This is a genomic window from Streptomyces graminofaciens (genome assembly GCF_030294945.1).
GTDB lineage: Bacteria > Actinomycetota > Actinomycetes > Streptomycetales > Streptomycetaceae > Streptomyces > Streptomyces graminofaciens.
Genome location: NZ_AP018448.1, coordinates 3253482 through 3268390, shown reverse-complemented (window position 1 = coordinate 3268390; position 14909 = coordinate 3253482). Strand labels below are relative to the sequence as shown.

The following is a 14909-nucleotide window of genomic DNA, read 5'->3' as shown; positions in this document are numbered from 1 at the left end:
GGTCACCTCACTTGTACATCGTCTGGTTCATGGTTCCGGGGGCGTACGCGTCCGGGTCGACCCAGACGTTGATCAGCGACGGCTTGCCCGACTCGCGAGCACGCCGCAGCGCGGGGCCGATGTCGGCGGGGTCGCGGACCTCTTCGCCGTAACCGCCCAGCATCTGAGCGAACTTGTCGTAGTGGACGTCGCCGAGGGTGTTGCCGACCCGCTCGCGCTCCAGGCCGTACTTGGCGGCCTGGCCGTAGCGGATCTGGTTCATGGAGGAGTTGTTGCCGACGATGCCGACGAAGGGGAGGTCGTAGCGGACGAGGGTCTCGAAGTCCCAGCCGGTGAGGGAGAAGGCGCCGTCACCGAAGAGGGCCACCACTTCCTTGTCGGGCCGTGCCTTCTTGGCGGCGAGCACGAAGGGGACGCCGACGCCGAGCGTGCCGAGGGGGCCAGGGTCCATCCAGTGCCCGGGTGACTTGGGCTGCACGACCTGACCGGAGAAGGTGACGATGTCGCCGCCGTCGCCGATGTAGACGGAGTCCTCGGTGAGGAAGTCGTTGATCTCGCTGACCAGCCGGTACGGGTGGATCGGCGAGGCGTCGGACTTCAGGCTGGGCAGCCGCTTCTCGATGGCGGTCTGCTCGGCGGCGCGCAGCTCGTCGAGCCACTCCTTGCGTTTCGACGCGCCCCCGTTGATGCGCCCGGAGGCCGCCTCGGTCACCGACTTCAGGACCAGCCCGGCGTCGCCCACGATCCCGAGGTCGATGTCGCGGTTCTTGCCGACGGTCCGGTAGTCGAGGTCGATCTGTACGACGGTCGCGTCCGGCGACAGCCGCTTGCCGTAGCCCATGCGGAAGTCGAAGGGCGTACCGACGATGACGATGACGTCGGCGCCTGAGAAGGCGTAGCGGCGGGAGAGCTGGAAGTGGTGCGGGTCGCCGGGCGGGAGCGTGCCGCGGCCGGCGCCGTTCATGTACGCAGGGATGTTCAACGTACGCACCAGTTCGATGGCGGACTCGGTGCCGCGGGTCGTCCACACCTGGCTGCCCAGCAGGATCGCGGGCTTCTCGGCGTGCACCAGCAGGTCGGCGAGCTTCTCTATGGCCTCGGGGTCGCCGGCCGAGCGGGTCGAGGCCCGGTAGGCGCCCGCCTTCGGTACCCGTGCCTTCTCCACGGGCACCTTGGCGTCCAGGACGTCGCGCGGGATCTCCAGGAAGGAGGGGCCGGGCGCGCCGTGGTAGCACTCGCGGAACGCCATCGACACCATGTCGGCGGCGCGCGCCGTGTCCGGCACGGTCGCCGCGAACTTGGTGATCGGCGTCATCATGTCGACGTGCGGCAGGTCCTGCAGGGACCCCATCTTGTGTTGCGTGTGCGCGCCCTGGCCGCCGATCAGCAGCATGGGGGACTCGGCGCGGAAGGCGTTGGCGACACCGGTCACGGCGTCGGTCGTACCCGGACCCGCGGTGACGACCGCGCAGCCGGGCTTGCCGGTGATGCGTGCGTAGCCGTCGGCCGCGTGCGCGGCCACCTGCTCGTGGCGTACGTCGACGACCTCGATGCCCTCGTCGACGCAGCCGTCGTAGATGTCGATGATGTGGCCGCCGCACAAGGTGTAGATGACCTCCACACCCTCCGCTTTGAGTGCCTTGGCGACGAGGTGACCACCGGAAATGAGGTCCTGGCTGTTGCCGTCGGGCATGGCGAAGTCCTGTCCCTTCGTAGGGGTTGGAACGCTCTCGCGGTTGATTGCATACAGTCGACGAATACTGTATGAAGCTTGTTATCCCGCATCCGATGGGTGGTGTCCAGGGGGCGTGCGGCACTTTTGAGTCAGGAGCCGGAATGGACCTGTACGAACACCAGGCAAGGGAACTCTTCGAGGAACACGGCATCTCCGTGCCACGGGCCGAGGTCACCGACTCGCCCAAGGAAGCACGCGAAATAGCCCGCAGGCTGGGCGGACGCGTCGTCGTCAAGGCCCAGGTGAAGACCGGCGGGCGGGGCAAGGCCGGCGGAGTGAAGCTCGCCGCCGACCCCGCCGCCACCGAACTGACCGCACGGCAGATCCTCGGCATGGACATCAAGGGCCACACCGTCCACAAGGTGATGGTGGCCGAACCCGTCGCGATCGACAGCGAGTTCTACGTCTCGTACGTCCTCGACCGCGCGGCCGGCCGCTTCCTCGCGATCGCCTCGGCCGAGGGCGGCATGGAGATCGAGGAGGTGGCGGCGACCAGGCCGGAGGCCGTGGCCCGCATTCCCATCGACCCCGTCGAGGGTGTGACCTCGGCGAAGGCGGCCGAGATCGCCGAAGCGGCGGGCCTGCCGCCGACGACCGTCGACGTCCTCGTGCGGCTCTGGCAGGTACTGATCCGCGAGGACGCCCTTCTCGTCGAGGTCAACCCGCTCGTCCGCACGGAACAGGGCCGGATCCTCGCCCTCGACGGCAAGGTCACCCTCGACGACAACGCGGGCTTCCGACAGGCCCGTTGGGGAGACGAGGGCTTCGCCCGCGACGACCCGCTGGAGGCGGCCGCCGCCGCGAAGGGCCTCAACTACGTGAAGCTGGACGGCGAGGTCGGCATCATCGGCAACGGCGCCGGTCTCGTCATGTCCACCCTCGACGTCGTCGCGGGCTGCGGCGCCCGCCCCGCCAACTTCCTCGACATCGGCGGCGGAGCGTCGGCCCAGATCATGGCCGACGGGCTCTCCGTCATCCTCTCCGACCCGGCCGTGAAGTCCGTCCTCGTCAACGTCTTCGGCGGCATCACCGCCTGCGACGCGGTCGCCGACGGCATCGTGCGGGCCCTGGAAGCCGTCCAGTTGACCAAACCGCTCGTCGTCCGCCTCGACGGCAACAACGCCGTACGCGGTCGCGCGATCCTCGACGAGCGCGCACACCCGCTGGTCCAGCAGGCCGCCACGATGGACGGCGCCGCGCGCCGGGCCGCCGAACTCGCCGACACAGCCTGAGGAGACCGGACATGGCCATTTACCTCACCCGGGAGAGCAAGGTCCTCGTCCAGGGCATGACCGGTGGCGAGGGCATGAAGCACACCCGCCGCATGCTCGCCGCCGGCACGAACGTCGTCGGCGGTGTCAACCCCCGCAAGGCCGGGCAGACGGTCGACTTCGATGTCCCCCACTGCCTTGAGGGCCTGGGAGGCGCCCCCATCGCCGTGCCCGTCTTCGGCTCCGTCGGCGAGGGTATGGAGGCGACCGGTGCCGACACGACCGTCGTCTTCGTCCCGCCCGCCTTCGCCAAGGGCGCGGTCGTCGAGGCCGCCGACGCCGGTATCGGCCTCGCGGTCGTCATCACCGAGGGCATCCCCGTCCACGACTCCGTCGCCTTCACCGCGTACGCGCAGGCCAGGGGCGTCCGCGTCGTCGGCCCCAACTGCCCTGGACTGATCAGCCCCGGCCAGTCCAACGCGGGCATCATCCCCGCCGACATCACCAAACCGGGACGCATCGGCCTGGTCTCCAAGTCCGGCACGCTCACCTACCAACTCATGTACGAACTTCGCGACATCGGCTTCTCCACCTGCGTCGGCATCGGCGGCGACCCCGTCGTCGGCACCACCCACATCGACTGCCTGGCCGCCTTCCAGGACGACCCCGACACCGAACTCATCGTCCTCATCGGCGAGATCGGCGGTGACGCCGAGGAACGGGCCGCCGCGTACATCCGCGACCACGTCACCAAACCGGTCGTCGGCTACATCGCCGGCTTCACCGCTCCCGAGGGCAAGACCATGGGCCACGCGGGCGCCATCGTCTCCGGCTCCTCCGGCACCGCGCAGGCGAAGAAGGATGCGCTGGAGGCGGCAGGCGTACGCGTGGGCGGCACGCCGACCGAGACCGCTCGCCTCGCACTCGCCGCGCTGGACGAGGAGGCGTGACCTCATTCGTCGGCGAGACGCGGTGACTTGACGCTGCGTCTCGCCGACGTGCTCAACAGCCATGCACGACCCCGCCCCCGACTGTGCACCGAGAGCGGAGCAACCCGATGGCAACCACCCCAGCCACCCCAGCCACCCCAGCCACCCCGACCACCCCGACCACCCTCACCCTCAAATCAGGCACATCCTGGAACGACGCCTGGCAACGCTGCCTCGCGGTCGCCCCCGAGGCCTTCCGGGACGACCGCGTCCTCAACCTCTGGAACGGCTCCTGGCAGGCCGACGGCCGCGTCCTGCCCGCCACCAGCCCCGTCGACGGCCGCCCCATAGCGGGCCCGCCCCGTCTGGACGGCCCCACCGCCCACCACGCCGTACGCGCCGCGCTCGACCAGCACCGCGCGTGGCGCCACGTCCCTCTCGACGAACGCCGCGCCAGGGTCGCCGCGACCCTCGACGCCCTCACCCAGCACCGTGAACTCCTCGCCCTCCTCCTCGTCTGGGAGATCGGCAAACCCTGGCGGCTCGCCCAGGCCGACGTGGACCGGGCCATCGACGGGGTGCGCTGGTACGTCGACGGCATCGAGCCCATGGTCGAGGGCCGGGTCCCGCTGGACGGTCCGGTGTCCAACATCGCCAGCTGGAACTACCCGATGAGCGTGCTCGTTCACGCAATGCTGGTACAGGCACTGGCAGGGAACGCGGTCATCGCCAAGACCCCGACCGACGGCGGCGTCTCCTGCCTCACCCTGGCCGGTGCGCTCGCCGCACGCGAAGGGATCCCCGTCACCCTTGTCAGCGGCAGCGGAGGCGAGCTGTCCGAGGCGCTCGTCCGCGCTCCCGAGATCGGCTGCGTCTCCTTCGTCGGCGGCCGCGACACCGGCGCCGCCGTGGCCACGGCAGTCGCCGACCTCGGCAAACGACACGTACTCGAACAGGAGGGACTGAACACCTGGGGCATCTGGAACCACACCGACTGGGACGCGCTCACCGCGGTCGTCCCCAAACTCTTCGACTACGGCAAACAGCGCTGCACGGCGTACCCGCGCTTCGTCGTCCAGCGTGAGCTGTTCGACGAGTTCCTGGCGGCGTACCTCCCGGCGGTCCGCACCCTCAGGGTCGGCCACCCCCTGGCGGTGGAGCACCCCGACGACCCGTACCCGCGGTTGGACTTCGGTCCCGTCATCAACGCGGCCAAGGCCAAGGAACTGACCGACCAGGTCACCGAGGCCATCGACCGCGGGGCCGTCCCGCTGCACCGGGGCAGGTCGGCCGAGGCGCGCTTCCTGCCGGGTCAGGACACGGGGGCGTACGTCCAGCCCGTCACGCTCCTGAACCCGCCGCCGTCCTCACCGCTGCACCACGCGGAACCCTTCGGCCCGGTCGACACGATCGTGCTGGTCGACACCGAGGCCGAGCTGCTCGCCGCCATGAACGCCTCGAACGGCGCGCTCGTCGCCACCCTGTCCACCGACGACCGGGCGACCTACGAGCGGCTCGCCCCGCAGATCCGCGCGTTCAAGGTCGGCCATGGCGCCCCCCGCTCGCGCGGGGACCGCGAGGAGCTGTTCGGCGGCTTCGGCGCGTCCTGGCGCGGGGCCTTCGTCGGTGGCGAGCTACTGGTGAAGGCGGTCACGCAGGGCCCCGCGGGGGAGCGGCTCCCAGGGAATTTCCCCGAGTACCACCTCATGCCCTCCGTGGCCTGACATGGCCGGTTCGTGATCGCCCGATCACCCCCGGTGAGGTCGCGCGCGCCTGCCCGTGAGAGGTGCGCGCGGCCCCGCCAGAGGCCCGGATATGCAGGTGAAAGGCACTCCGAAAGCTTGGTATTGTTGTCCATGTCGCCGCGGGGAACACCCCTGGCAAGGCGGCAGACACCTAGTCCGGGTGGCGGAATGGCAGACGCGCTAGCTTGAGGTGCTAGTGCCCTTTATCGGGCGTGGGGGTTCAAGTCCCCCCTCGGACACTTTCACCGCACTGACCGATTCCCGGTCGGTGCGGTTTTTTGTGTTCCCTTCCGTCGTTTGTGTTCCCTTCCCTCGCCCTCCCTTGCGATCCATCGGGTCGGGGGCTACGGTCACCCTCGTCAGTAAACGTTTTCTGCTCCCTGTTCTGACTCTGGAGTGCCCCACCCATGTCCACGTCCCACCTTCGCTGGGGATCCGACGCGCTGTCCTTGCTCATCGACCTCGGCCAGGAGGGCCCCGCGCGGCTGCTGGCCGCCGGTGACGTGGCCTCGATGCCCGACCCCGTGCGCGAACCCGACGTATGCGCGTGGCTGACGCACCGGGCGTTGCCGCTGGTCGAGGTGCAGACCACGGGCGGGGGCCGGCTGGGGACCTCCGGCAAACGGCATGTGGACGGCGCCGCCGCGAGGGCGCTGCGTTACGTCGGGCACGAGGAGGGCTCGGGCGACGGCGGCGCGGTGCGGACTCTGCGGGTCCGTATGTCCGACGCAGTCGGGGGACTGAGTGTCACGGCCCTGTACACCCTGCGCGGTGACGTGCCCGTGCTGCATGCGGAGGCGCAGGTGGAGAACGTCGGTGACCAGCCCGTCACCCTGGAGTACGTCTCCTCCTTCGTTCTCTCCAACCTCGCCCGTCGGCTGCCCGAGGACGAGCGCTGGGAGGACGGGCTGGCGTTGTGGCTGGCCGCCAATCCGTGGAGCGGGGAGTTCCGGTGGGCGCGGGCCACGCTCGCCGAGCGAGGGCTGTACGACGTCGGGATGGTGCCGTTCGGACAGACCGGGTCGAAGAACCGGGTCGCCGTGACCAGCACCGGGTCATGGTCCTCCTCCGAGCACCTGCCGATGGGCTGCGTTCAGGAGACGGCGACCGGCCGCGCCCTGATGTGGCAGATCGAGCACAACGGCTCCTGGCACGCCGAACTCGGCGACCGCTTCGACGACGTGTATCTCGCCCTGTCCGGGCCCACGGACCGCGAACACCAGTGGCGCCGCCGTCTCGCGCCCGGTGAGTCGTTCCGAACCGTCCCCGTCGCGGTCGCCCTCGTACCGTCCGGAGGCTTCGAGGCCGCGCTCGCGGCGCTCACCGAGCACCGCCGCGCCACCCGCCGTCCGCACCCCGACCACGAGCGGTTGCCCGTCGTCTTCAACGACTTCATGAACAGCCTCATGGGCGAACCCACCACCAAGGCCTTGCTGCCGCTGGTGGACGCGGCGGCCGCCACCGGTGCCGAGGTGTTCTGTATCGACGCCGGCTGGTACGACGCCGAGCCGCCCGGCACCGTCGGCCCCGGCGGCGTGCCCGGCTGGTGGGACGCGGTCGGTGCGTGGGAGGAGTCGGCGTCCCGCTTCCCCGGGGGACTCGGTGAGGTGCTGGACCGGATCCGGGCGGCGGGCATGGTGCCAGGTCTGTGGCTGGAGCCGGAGGTCGTCGGCGTACGCAGCCCGATCGCCGCCGCGCTCCCCGACGAGGCGTTCTTCCGCGGGGACGGCGTACGGGTCGTGGAGTGGGGCCGTCACCAGCTCGACCTTCGGCACCCGGCCGCCCGCGCCCATCTCGACGGGGTCGTGGACCGCCTCGTACGGGAGTACGGGGTCGGTTATCTCAAGCTCGACTACAACATCGACATCGGCGCGGGGACCGACGGTGTGGTGGGGCAGAGCGTCGGCGACGGGCTGCTCGGTCACAACCGCGCCTACCTCGACTGGCTCGACGGCGTCCTCGACCGCCATCCCACCCTGGTCCTGGAGAGCTGCGCGGCAGGCGGCAGCCGCACGGACCAGGCCATGCTGTCCCGACTGCCCATCCACTCCGTCACCGATCAGCAGGACTTCCGGCTTCTGCCCGCCATCGCCGCCGCCGCGCCCACGGCCGTCACCCCGGAGCAGGGTGCCGTCTGGGCGTACCCGCTGCCGGAGCACACCGACGCCGAGCTGGGCATGGTGCTGGTGTCCGCGATGCTCGGCCGGGTGCACCTGAGCGGACGTCCGGATCTGCTGACTGAGGCCCAACTGGACCTCGTACGACGTGCGTTGGAGACGTACAAGAGCTATCGGCAGCTGCTCCCGGGGGCTCGTCCGCGCTGGCCCCTGGGGTTGCCGGGGTGGCGTGACGGGCTGCTCGCCCTCGCGCTCACGGCCGTCGACGGTACGACCCTGCTGGCGCTGTGGCGTCGGGACGGGGCGCCGGAGCAGGTGACCGTGCCGCTGCCGTGGGTCGGGGGTGGGCGACGGCCGCGGGTGCTGTTCGAGGCGGGGGCGGCTACGACGCTGGACTGGGACGAGGGCGGGCGTGTCCTGCGGGTGGGGTTGCCGGAGGAGCGGTCGGCGGTGCTCGTCGCCATCGATCCGGGCCGGTGAGGGAAGCTGACTCGGTGAAGGCATCGGGGCCGGTGAGGGCATCCGGGCCGGAGGAATAAATAGCGTGCTCCGTCGGCGTCGGCTTCCCTAGACTCGCTGCACATCGCGCGCCGCACGAGTATGCGGCGCGCTCTTCGTGACGAGTGACGAACACTGACTGAGGGGAGCCCGGCCGTGTGTGACCGCACCGCTGTCGTCGTTCCCCGTTCCCAGTACGAGGTGATCCTCGTGTCCTCGTCGGTCCGGTGCCCGCTGCGCGGCCGGTACCGGATGCCCGTGACGCATCTCTGACCTTCCTCGACTTCGACTCCCGTCCCCGTGACGGAGCGACAGGTCGTCCGGTCCGTCCCGGGAATCGCGCTGCCCGAACTGCCCTGACGCAGAGCACTCGAAAGGCCATGGGCCATGCGCAACGACCTCAACCCCACCCGCGTCCTGAACGCCGTCCGCAACCTGGGCATCCTCGCCCACGTCGACGCCGGGAAGACCACCGTCACCGAACGGATCCTGTACCTCACCGGGACCACGCACAAGCGTGGCGAGGTCCATGACGGCACGACCATCACGGACTTCGATCCTCAGGAACGCGACCGCGGGATCACCATCTTCGCGGCCGCCGTCAGCTGTGACTGGGACGGTCACCGGATCAATCTGATCGACACCCCCGGGCATGTCGACTTCGCCGACGAGGTGGAGCGTTCGCTTCGGGTGCTCGACGGCGCGATCGCGGTGTTCGACGCGGTCGCCGGCGTCGAGCCGCAGAGCGAGTCGGTTTGGCGGCAGGCGGACCGGCACGGCGTACCCCGGATCGCGTTCGTCAACAAGCTGGACCGCGCCGGTGCCGACCTCGACGCGGCGGTCGAGTCCATCCGGCAGCGGCTGCATCCGGCCCCGCTGGTCGTGCAGTTGCCGATCGGCACGGAGGACGGGTTCACCGGTGTCGTGGATCTGCTGCGGATGCGGGCGCTGGTCTGGGCCGACGGCAGTGACGTGGTCGAGGAGCAGCCGGTGCCGGACGACCTGCGGGACGAGGCGCACCGGCGGCGACGGCGGCTGGAGGAGACCGTGGCGGAACTCCATCCCGTGGCACTGGACGAGTTCTGCGCGGAGCACACGCTCTCCGCGGACACGCTGGCCTCGGCGCTGCGCGACCTGACCCGTACCGGCGACGGTGTGGTCGTGCTGTGCGGCTCCGCCTACCGCAACCGCGGTATCGAACCGCTGCTCGACGCGGTCGTGGCCTATCTGCCCTCGCCGGTCGACGTGCCCGCCGTACGCGGTACGCACGCCGGAGTGGAGCAGGAGCGGGACGCCGACCCGCAGGCGCCGTTCGCGGCCCTGGCGTTCAAGGTGAACGCGACGGCCACTGGGCGGCTGACCTATGTACGGGTGTACTCGGGGACGATCCGGAAGGGAGACGTGGTGATGGACGCGGGTACGCGGCGCGGTGAGCGGATCGGCCGGATCCTGCGGGTCCAGGCGGACCGGCACGCCGAGCTGGACCGGGCCGTGGCCGGCGACATCGTCGCCCTGGTCGGGCTGAAGACCGCCCGCGCGGGGACGACGCTGTGCGCACCGACGGCGCCGCTGCTCCTCGAACCGCCGTCCGTCGCCGAACCGGTCGTGTCCGTGGCGGTCGAGGCGCGCCGGAGTACGGACACCGAGCGGCTGGCGTCGGCGCTGGTACGGCTGGTCGAGGAGGACCCCTCGCTGGTCGTCCGGACCGATCCCGAGACCGGGCAGACCGTGCTGTCGGGCATGGGCGAACTTCATCTGGAGGTCGCGGTGGAGAAGGTCCGGCAGACACATGGGCTGGAGGTCGGGGTGGGGCGGCCTCGGGTGGCCTATCGCGAGACGATGGTCCGAGGGGTGTCCGGGCTGGTTTACCGGCACGTCAAACAGGACGGTGGGGCGGGGCAGTTCGCGCATGTCGTCCTCGACGTGGCGCCCCTGGCGGCGGATGTCGACGGTGTCGGCGGTGCGGCCACCGGGTTCGCCTTCCGGTCCACCGTCGTCGGTGGGCGTGTGCCGCAGGAGTTCGTTCGTGCGGTGGAGGCCGGGTGTCGTGACGCGCTCGCTGAGGGGCCGCTCGGGGGGCACCCCGTGACCGGGGTGAGCGTCACGCTGACCGATGGCGCGACTCACTCCAAGGACTCCTCGGAGATGGCGTTCCGTGCGGCCGGGCGGTTCGGGTTGCGGGAGGCCATGCGTGTCGGTGCGATGGCGGTGCTGGAGCCTGTTGCCGAGGTGACGGTCAGTGTGCCTGCGGATGCCGTGGGCGGGGTGATCGGTGATCTGGCGGCTCGGCGTGGGCGGGTGTCGGAGTCGGTTGCGCGGGCGGGGGCCGTGGTGGTCACCGCGACTGTGCCGCTGGCTGAGCTGTTCGGATACGCGACCCGTTTGCGGAGTCGGACGCAGGGGCGGGGGACGTTCACGGCTCGGCCTGCGGGGTATGTGCCGGCGCCTGGCGCGGTGGCGACGCGGTAGTCGGTAGTCGGTACCGTCCCGTTCGGCGTTCGGCGTTCGGCGTCCGGCTGGCGGCGGGGGATTTTCTCGCCCCCGCCGCCCCTACCCGTCCCATCCCTGGGGGCTGCCGCCCCCAGCCCCCCGCTTCGGCCTGAACGGCCTCGTCCTCAAACGCCGGACGGGCTGGGGGCATCCGGTTTCCAGCGTCGGACGGGGTGGGTGTGGTGGGCTCGGCTTCCGAGTGCCGAGCGGTGTTGATCGAGCGCCGGGCGGGCCGGAATGTCCGGCCCGCCCGGCGCTCGTGGGTGCTCTCAGGAAGGCAGGGCCGTCATGCCCAGGGGTTCACCGCCGTGAAGGAGCTGTCGGCGCGGAACGTGTCCGTGGCCTGGTACTGGTCCACACGCAGCTCGTAGTTGTAGTGGCGGATGTAGCGGCCGGGGTAGTTGTACGACTCCAGGCGGACCGAGCCGGAGGTCGTGCCCGGGCGGGCGCAGTACGTGGCGTCCTTGTCGAACACGGTCGTGCCGTCGTCCGCGTCGAAGCGGACCCGGAAGTCCCAGTGCCGGAGGTAGCGGCCGGAGGAGTTGCGGAACGAGTAGCAGTTGGAGTCCGCGAGACCGGGCACGATCGTGAACGTCGCGCTCTGCTTGACGGCCGTGGTGCTGGAGGACGTCACCGGGTCGACGTAGCCGAGGTTGTCGGAGCGGGCCACGGCGTAGCGGCTCGTGTAGTTGACGGACTGGAGGGACCGGGTGGTGTTCGTCGGCAGGGTGACGCCGCCGGAGACGGTCTCCTTCAGCACGGTCAGATGGCGTACGAAGCCCGTGAGACCCGGCAGTTCGGTCGGGGTCGACCAGGTGGCGAAGTTGTCGTAGCTGTCGCTGTACCAGTACTTCCCGGCGCCGTAGGCGTCGTAGTAGATCCGCCAGCCACCGTTGTCGAGCTGGACGAGCGCCGGGCCCTCCATTCCGGAGCCGAATCCCGCCCAGTTGCCCGTCTTCTGGATGGTGTACGGGCCGGTGAGGCTGGAGGAGGTCGCGTACTCGATGTACTTCGTCGTCTCGTTCTTGGTGAACGCGTGGTACGTCGAGCCGATCTTGACGATGAAGGTGTCGATGTAGTTCGGGCCGATGCCCGACAGGAGGGTCGGCGTGGACCAGGCGGTGAGGGAGGAGTTCGTCGCCGTCAGCTTGTACGGCTTGAAGATCCACTCACCGTCGGCCGCGATCGACGCCGACAGGATGATGTTGACGCTGCCGTTGCTGTCGACGAACCACTCCGGCGCCCAGGCGCGCTGCAGACCGCTGATCGGGACCGTGTAGTCGTACAGGAAGGTCCAGTTGACACGGTCGGTGGAGCGGGCGAAGCCGATGGTGGTCGACAGCGCGGACCAGGTGCGGGTGGTGTACGTCAGGTAGTAGTAGCCGTCCGTGTGCTTGAAGATGCTGGGGTCGCGGATCAGGCCGGAGGGCGGGGTGTACGCCGGGCCCTTCTGGAGGGTGAAGCCGGTCGCGTCGGGCGAGTCGTAGACGTACATGTTCGACTCGCTGCTGTTGGTGAACGCGGTCATGGTGTACCGCGTCGCCTGCCCGGCGGGCGGGGCCGCGGCCGTGGCCGAGCCGCCGAGGGCGGTGGTGAGGCCCAGCAGGGCGGCCACCGAGGTGAGCAGGGCGAGGACCGCCCTGAGGGTTCTGTTCAACGCTCGTCCCATTTCTGCGTGAACTGCCCTGAGGCGTGAGGTTGTTGTTCGAAATTTCGTCTCTTGTACGGAACTTCGGTCAGAAGATAAGAGGGAGGCATGTGCGCGTCAATGGATTGCGCAGGGCTTTCTGCAAGACAGGGTTCCGCTTTGAGTCCGCCATGTGCCCGCCATGACTCCGCTGTGGCGCTCGCCCGCCTTCGCGTACGACTCCGGCGTTGCCTCCAACCCCGTGTTTCCCCTGGTCACTACCTGTTTCCCGGCCGCCCGCCCGGCGGGCAACAGGAAACCCGTCGACCCCGGTGAGCGGCGGGGCAACTCTGGATTCGTCAGCACGCAGCAGGACGGACCACTGAGGCCAAAGGGGGGCTGGACCCATGAGACGCACGCTCATGTCGCTGTGCGCAGTCGTGACGGCCGTGACGGCCACCGCGACCGGATGCACCGAAGACACCGGTGCCGCAAGGTCGGGCCCGGCCACCACGGCCGCCCGTCAGGCCCGGCCCGAGCCGCTGACCTGGCAGCAGGAGCTGCGCGTCAGCGACGCCCAGCAGCGCCTGACGAAGCGGTGCATGAAACGCCACGGCTTCGAATACTGGGAGGACCGCACACTGACCCTGCGCGAGAGCCGCCCGGTGCGCTACGTCCAGGACGACGTGGCGTGGGCCCGTACGTACGGCTACGGCGGCCGGATCGACGCGAAGAGCGAGCGCGTCCATGAGCGCAACCCCATCGGCACCTACCGCCAGGGCCTCTCCGCGTCCAGGCGCGCCGCCTTCGACACCGCGCTCGACGGCGGCGAAAGCGCCCGCATGCTCACGGCACCGCTGCCGGGCGGCGGGGAGATCCGCAAACAGCTCGGCGGCTGCACGGAAGAGGCCGAGCGCAAGCTCTACGGCGACCCGGCCGAGTGGTTCCGCACGAGCAAGGTCGCCATGGGCCTCAACGCCCTCTACGCCGATGAGCTCATGAAGGACCGCCGGCTCACCTCGGCGCTGGCGGCGTGGTCCCGGTGCATGAAGAAGGCCGGACAGCCCTACAAGGACCCCCAGGCGGCCCGCGACGCCGCCCGGGTCAACACCAGTCGGCTGGGCGCCGCCCGCGCCGACGAGGCGTTCGCCGCCGAGCGGAAGACCGCCGTCGCGGACGCGACCTGCGCCCGTGAGACGTCCCTCCGAGCCGTGGCGTCGGCCCGGGAGACGTACTACCAGGACCGCCTGCGCGACCGGTTCGGCAAGGACGTCGACACCTACCGCGACCTCGGTCGGCAGGCCTACGACCGGGCGGTGCGCATCGTTCCGGAGCGCGACTGACCACCTCGTGCCCCGGACGCACACCGCCCACCGGTGACGGCACACGGGCCACCGCCCGACGTGCCGCCACCGGCGCACCACCACCCACGCATCACCAACGAAACGAGGGGAAACACCATGCGCAAGTTCACCGTCACGGCAGCGCTTCTCGGGCTCACCGCCCTGGGTGTCGTCGTACCCGCCACCACCTCGCAGGCGGCCGACAGTGCCGTCCGCGGCCCCGGCTGTGACAGCAAGTGGGGGGCGCGCAACGGCAACATGTACGCCTGGGACTTCCAGGACTGCCAGGGCGACCCGATCATCGTCGACGCGGGGAACAGCGACAACTGGGGCAACGCCAGCAACAGGGCCTCGTCCGTCATGAACCGCGGCTTCACCGGCAACAACGCGATCGTCAAGTTCTACTACCTGACGGGCCGCGGCGGAGGCCACACCTGCCTCCTGCCGGGCGAGCTGTACGCCGACAACCTGACCGACAACACGTTCACCAACAACATCACGGTGGACAACAACATCATGTCGCACCAGTGGGTGAACCGCGACGCCTGCGGAACCCTGCTGACCTGATCAGTCCGGCCGGCACGGGCGGCCCGGGACCGACCACCCCGGGCCGCCCGGCCCCTGCCCGAGCCGCACGTCACACCAACGCGAGGGGGGAACACACGATGCGCAGGCTCACCACCACAGCGACGCTCCTCGGGCTCACCGTGCTCGGCGTCGCCGTTCCCACCACGGCCGCGCAGGCGGCCGAAAGCGTCGTCGCGGGCTGCGCCGACAAGGTCGGTCCGCGCGACGGCAGGATCTACGCCTGGGACGCCCCGAACTGCCTGGGCAACCCTCTGCCGGGCATCCCGGTGAGCGGCGACTGGGGACCCGACGCCGACGACAGGGCGTCGGCGGTCATGAACCGTGGATATCCCGGCGGCCCGGACGTCGCCAAGTTCTACGAGAACTCCGACGTCAGCGGCGGCCACGTCTGCCTCCTGCCGGGGGAGCTGTACGCAGACGACCTGTCCGACAGCCGGTTCAGCAACGGCGCCCCGGTGAACGACAACATCAGCTCGCACCAGTGGGTGAACAGAAACTCCTGTGCGGTCTTTCTGACCTGACCGTCCGACGAACGTCCGGAACCGACTGCCCGCGGTTCCGGACGTTCGTGTTTTCGCCACTCCGAGTGAAAGGCTTGGTTGCCCCGACCGCCCCCGCAGTAACCT

At 70.1% G+C, this 14909-nt stretch carries 10 protein-coding genes and 1 tRNA gene; 9 read left to right on the top strand and 2 right to left on the bottom strand.

From position 1 onward, the window contains the following. Positions 1–7 precede the first annotated feature (7 nt). Complete coding sequence (locus tag SGFS_RS14065) at positions 8–1693, bottom strand: thiamine pyrophosphate-binding protein (protein WP_286250372.1); 1686 nt, start codon at positions 1691–1693, stop codon at positions 8–10. Positions 1694–1836: 143 nt separating this feature from the next. On the opposite strand from SGFS_RS14065, the gene sucC reads away from it, so the two are divergent. From sucC to fusA, 6 genes are all read left to right on the top strand, one after another. Continuing rightward, the gene (gene sucC / locus SGFS_RS14060; RefSeq protein ID WP_286250371.1) at positions 1837–2967 is read left to right on the top strand and encodes an ADP-forming succinate--CoA ligase subunit beta; all 1131 of its coding nucleotides are present in this window, start codon (positions 1837–1839) and stop codon (positions 2965–2967) included. Between the two features lie 11 nt (positions 2968–2978). Further along, a complete protein-coding gene (sucD, locus tag SGFS_RS14055) occupies positions 2979–3896 on the top strand; it encodes a succinate--CoA ligase subunit alpha (protein ID WP_286250370.1) in 918 nt (305 codons plus the stop codon). A 107-nt stretch (positions 3897–4003) separates the two neighbouring features. Then, positions 4004–5599 carry an aldehyde dehydrogenase family protein gene (locus SGFS_RS14050; RefSeq protein WP_286250368.1) on the top strand — a complete coding sequence of 532 codons (1596 nt, stop codon included), beginning with the start codon at positions 4004–4006 and terminating at the stop codon, positions 5597–5599. Between the two features lie 175 nt (positions 5600–5774). After that, a tRNA-Leu gene (locus SGFS_RS14045) sits at positions 5775–5859 on the top strand. A 168-nt stretch (positions 5860–6027) separates the two neighbouring features. Then, positions 6028–8217: an alpha-galactosidase gene (locus tag SGFS_RS14040; RefSeq protein WP_286250365.1), complete on the top strand. Its 2190-nt coding sequence runs from the start codon at positions 6028–6030 to the stop codon at positions 8215–8217. Between the two features lie 405 nt (positions 8218–8622). Then, positions 8623–10704, top strand: a complete 2082-nt coding sequence (fusA, locus tag SGFS_RS14035; protein ID WP_286250363.1) for an elongation factor G — start codon at positions 8623–8625, stop codon at positions 10702–10704. A 307-nt stretch (positions 10705–11011) separates the two neighbouring features. Here fusA and SGFS_RS14030 read toward each other — a convergent pair whose 3' ends face one another. Beyond that, complete coding sequence (locus SGFS_RS14030; protein WP_286250362.1) at positions 11012–12382, bottom strand: glycoside hydrolase family 43 protein; 1371 nt, start codon at positions 12380–12382, stop codon at positions 11012–11014. A 377-nt stretch (positions 12383–12759) separates the two neighbouring features. Here SGFS_RS14030 and SGFS_RS14025 point away from each other — a divergent pair, with 377 nt between their 5' ends. The 3 genes from SGFS_RS14025 to SGFS_RS14015 all read left to right on the top strand — a co-directional run bounded on the left by SGFS_RS14025 (position 12760) and on the right by SGFS_RS14015 (position 14804). Then, complete coding sequence (locus SGFS_RS14025; RefSeq protein WP_286250361.1) at positions 12760–13695, top strand: DUF2169 family type VI secretion system accessory protein; 936 nt, start codon at positions 12760–12762, stop codon at positions 13693–13695. Between the two features lie 117 nt (positions 13696–13812). Beyond that, entirely contained in the window at positions 13813–14262 is a 450-nt protein-coding gene (locus SGFS_RS14020; RefSeq protein WP_286250359.1) for a hypothetical protein, read from the top strand. A 98-nt stretch (positions 14263–14360) separates the two neighbouring features. Then, entirely contained in the window at positions 14361–14804 is a 444-nt protein-coding gene (locus tag SGFS_RS14015) for a hypothetical protein (protein WP_286250357.1), read from the top strand. Positions 14805–14909: the final 105 nt, after the last annotated feature.

What these genes read in the sequence shown, in the direction of transcription:
- SGFS_RS14065 (WP_286250372.1), bottom strand. Translation starts at nt 1,693, where the DNA reads ATGCCCGACGGCAACAGCCAGGACCTCATTTCCGGTGGTCACCTCGTC.
- sucC (WP_286250371.1), top strand. Translation starts at nt 1,837, where the DNA reads ATGGACCTGTACGAACACCAGGCAAGGGAACTCTTCGAGGAACACGGC.
- sucD (WP_286250370.1), top strand. Translation starts at nt 2,979, where the DNA reads ATGGCCATTTACCTCACCCGGGAGAGCAAGGTCCTCGTCCAGGGCATG.
- SGFS_RS14050 (WP_286250368.1), top strand. Translation starts at nt 4,004, where the DNA reads ATGGCAACCACCCCAGCCACCCCAGCCACCCCAGCCACCCCGACCACC.
- SGFS_RS14040 (WP_286250365.1), top strand. Translation starts at nt 6,028, where the DNA reads ATGTCCACGTCCCACCTTCGCTGGGGATCCGACGCGCTGTCCTTGCTC.
- fusA (WP_286250363.1), top strand. Translation starts at nt 8,623, where the DNA reads ATGCGCAACGACCTCAACCCCACCCGCGTCCTGAACGCCGTCCGCAAC.
- SGFS_RS14025 (WP_286250361.1), top strand. Translation starts at nt 12,760, where the DNA reads ATGAGACGCACGCTCATGTCGCTGTGCGCAGTCGTGACGGCCGTGACG.
- SGFS_RS14020 (WP_286250359.1), top strand. Translation starts at nt 13,813, where the DNA reads ATGCGCAAGTTCACCGTCACGGCAGCGCTTCTCGGGCTCACCGCCCTG.
- SGFS_RS14015 (WP_286250357.1), top strand. Translation starts at nt 14,361, where the DNA reads ATGCGCAGGCTCACCACCACAGCGACGCTCCTCGGGCTCACCGTGCTC.